Origin of the sequence: Mesorhizobium sp. M7A.F.Ca.CA.002.05.1.1, from assembly GCF_003998335.1 — a bacterium.
Classification (GTDB): domain Bacteria; phylum Pseudomonadota; class Alphaproteobacteria; order Rhizobiales; family Rhizobiaceae; genus Mesorhizobium.
Genome location: NZ_RZQI01000725.1, coordinates 1 through 3094, shown reverse-complemented (window position 1 = coordinate 3094; position 3094 = coordinate 1). Strand labels below are relative to the sequence as shown.

Annotated in this window: 1 protein-coding gene; it reads left to right on the top strand. The window is 67.9% G+C overall.

Features of this window, described 5'->3' with window-relative positions; genetic code table 11:
* Window positions 1–3094: cobaltochelatase subunit CobN (gene cobN / locus EN939_RS27360; protein WP_272483114.1), on the top strand; the 3094-nt coding region annotated here is incomplete at both ends.

Below are 3094 nucleotides of genomic sequence, written 5' to 3'. Positions count from 1 at the left end.
GGCACGGCTGGCGGGACAGGATGCGCCTTTCATCGAACCGGTCGCCGTGCCCAAAGCTGGCTACTACGAACCCGGCCGCGGCGTCGTCCCCCTCCCCCTCGAGGGGAGGGTCCGGCCGCAGGCCGGGGGTGGGGTCCTCTCCGAGGCGCGCCGACTCAAAGAAACGCCGCGTCCGGTCGTACCGACCCCACCCGGCCCTGCGGGCCACCCTCCCCTCGAGGGGGAGGGAAAGGTCGTGCCTATCCTGTTCTACCGCTCGATGCTGCTGGCCGCCGATGTCGCGCCAATCGACGCACTTTTTGAAGCTCTGCGACAGCGCGGCATCAACCCGGTCCCCATCTTCGTCTCCACCCTCAAGGACCCGGCATCCCTGGCCTTCGTGGAAACAGCACTCGCCTCACTGAAACCCGCCGCCATCGTCACCGCTACCGCTTTCGCGTCCGGTGCCGAACCGGGCAATGAGACCTTGTTCGACCGCGCCGGCGTGCCGGTCTTCCAGGTCATCGTCGCCACCACCCGCCGCGACATCTGGGAGAGCAACCAGCGCGGCCTGGCGCCCGCCGACCTTGCCATGCATGTCGTGCTGCCCGAGCTCGACGGCCGCATCCTGGCCGGCGCCATTTCCTTCAAGGGCGAGAGCGAGATCGATCCAGCACTTGGCCACCGCGCTTTCGCCAACCGGCCGGAACCGGATCGCGTGGCGCAAGTGGCTGACCGCGTCGCGGCCTTTATCCGCCTGCAGGAGACGCCCCGCGCCGAGCGCAAGCTGGCGATCCTGATGCCGGATTATCCCAGCGCCCCCGGCCGCACCGGCTATGCCGTCGGCCTCGACGTGCCGTCCAGCGTGCTGGCCATTCTGCATGACCTGAAGGGACAGGATTATGGTGTTGAGGGAATTCCGGAGACGCCGCGTGGGTTGCTGGATTTGCTGGAAGCCAGCGATACTGGATTGGCCTTAGATAACTACATTGCCTTCTCGACGGAGTTGCCGACTGCGGCAATCGCTGCGGTCGAAGCCGCTTGGGGGAAGGTGGAAGATGAGACGGGTCTGCGCGAGGCGCCCCCCTCTGTCCGGCCGGACATCTCCCCCTCAAGGGGGGAGATTGCGCTGTCATTACCGGTTTCGCCAACCTCCAGTGTTGCAGGAGAGGGCGGAGCGTCAAAACTGCCAATCTCCCCCCTTGAGGGGGAGATGTCCGGCAGGACAGAGGGGGGCGCCTCGCGCCGAAGTTTCCCCTTCCGCGCCACCACCTTCGGCAACGTCACCATCGCCCTCGCCCCGGATCGCGGCCGCTCCGCCGACCGCCGCGCCGACTACCACGATCCGACGCTGCCCCCGCGCCATGCGCTGATCGCCTTCGGCCTGTGGCTGCGAAAGTCGCTCGGCGTCCACGCGCTGGTCCATGTCGGCGCGCATGGCACGCTGGAATGGCTGCCGGGCAAGACCGTTGCGCTTTCGGAGAACTGCTTTCCCGAGATCGTCACCGGCGCCTTGCCCGTCGTCTATCCCTTCATCGTCTCCAACCCAGGCGAAGCGGCGCAAGCCAAGCGCCGCATCGCCGCCGTCACCCTTGGTCATCTGCCACCGCCGCTGACCGGCGCCGGGCTCGACGAAAACCAACACAAGCTCGAGCGGCTGGTCGATGAATACGCCCAGGCCGACGGGCTCGACCGCCGCCGCCGAGATCGTCTGGCGAAGCTGATCGTCGACACCGCGCAAAAGACCGGTTTCGCCTCCGAAGCCGGCGTCGCCACGACCGACGCACCCGACGAAGCGTTGCGCCGCATCGACGCCTGGCTCTGCGACCTCAAGGATTTTGCCATCAAGGATGGGCTGCATATCTATGGCCGCGCCCCTGAGGATGAGCCCGACGCCATGCGGCGACAAAGCGCTGACGCCGAGAAAGCGGCGCTGCTCGCCGCGCTTGATGGCCGCCACGTCAAGGCCGGTCCAGCCGGGGCGCCCGCGCGTGGCCGCTCGGACGTCTTGCCCACCGGCCGCAATCTGTTCACCTCGGACCCGCGCACCATGCCGACGCCGACCGCCTATGATCTGGGCAAGGCAGCGGCGGAGGAAGTCGTGCGCGGCTACATGCAATCGCACGGCGACTGGCCGCGCTCGCTGGTCATCGATCTCTGGGGCTCGGCTTCGCTGCGCACCGGCGGCGAGGAAATCGCGCAAGGCCTGGCTCTGATGGGCTGCCGGCCGCAATGGGATTCGGCGACCGGCCGCATCACCGGCATCGAGGTATTGCCGCCGGCGCCGCTCGGAAGGCCACGCGTCGATGTCACCTGGCGCATATCAGGCCTGTTCCGCGATATGTTCCCGACCCAGATCGCGCTGATCGATGCCGCCGCCAACGCGGTTGCCGCCCGCGACGAGGAGGATTCGGAAAACCCGCTCGCGGCCAAAACCCGCGCTGACGGCAAGATCAGCCCGCGCATCTTCGGCACCTCGCCCGGCACGTACGGCGCCGGCGTCGAGGATATCTTGTCCTCCGGCAACTGGGCGGCGCGCGAAGAAATCGGCCGCGCCTATCTCGACGCCACATCGCACGCCTATGGCGGCGCAGAAGGCGAAGGCATCTCGGTGCCCGGCGCCTTCGAAACCCGCATCGCCGAGGCCGATCTTCTCGTCCACACCGGCGACGACCCCGGCCGCGACATCCTCGAAGGCTCCGCCGACGTCGCCTTCATCGGCGGCTTTTCCGCAGCCCTTGCGGCGCTCGGCAGGAATGCCGACGTCATCGTGCTCGACACCACGGACCCGCAAAAGCCCAAGCCGCGTTCGCTCAGTGAGGCCGTATCGCGGGTGGTGCGCGCCCGTGCCGTCAATCCTCGCTTCATATCGGGACAGATGCGCCACGGCCCGCGTGGCGCCTCCGAATTTGCCGAAACCGTCGACCGCCTGGTCGGCTTCGCCGAAACCACGCACGCCATTTCGGGCACGCTGATCGAGGCAGTGCACGATGCCTATCTCGGCGATCCCATGGTCCGCGCCTTCATCCTGCGCGAGAACCCCGCCGCTGCCAAGGTCATCGCCCAGCGCTTCCTGTCGGCGCGCCGGCGTGGCCTCTGGCATCCCCTGCGCAAC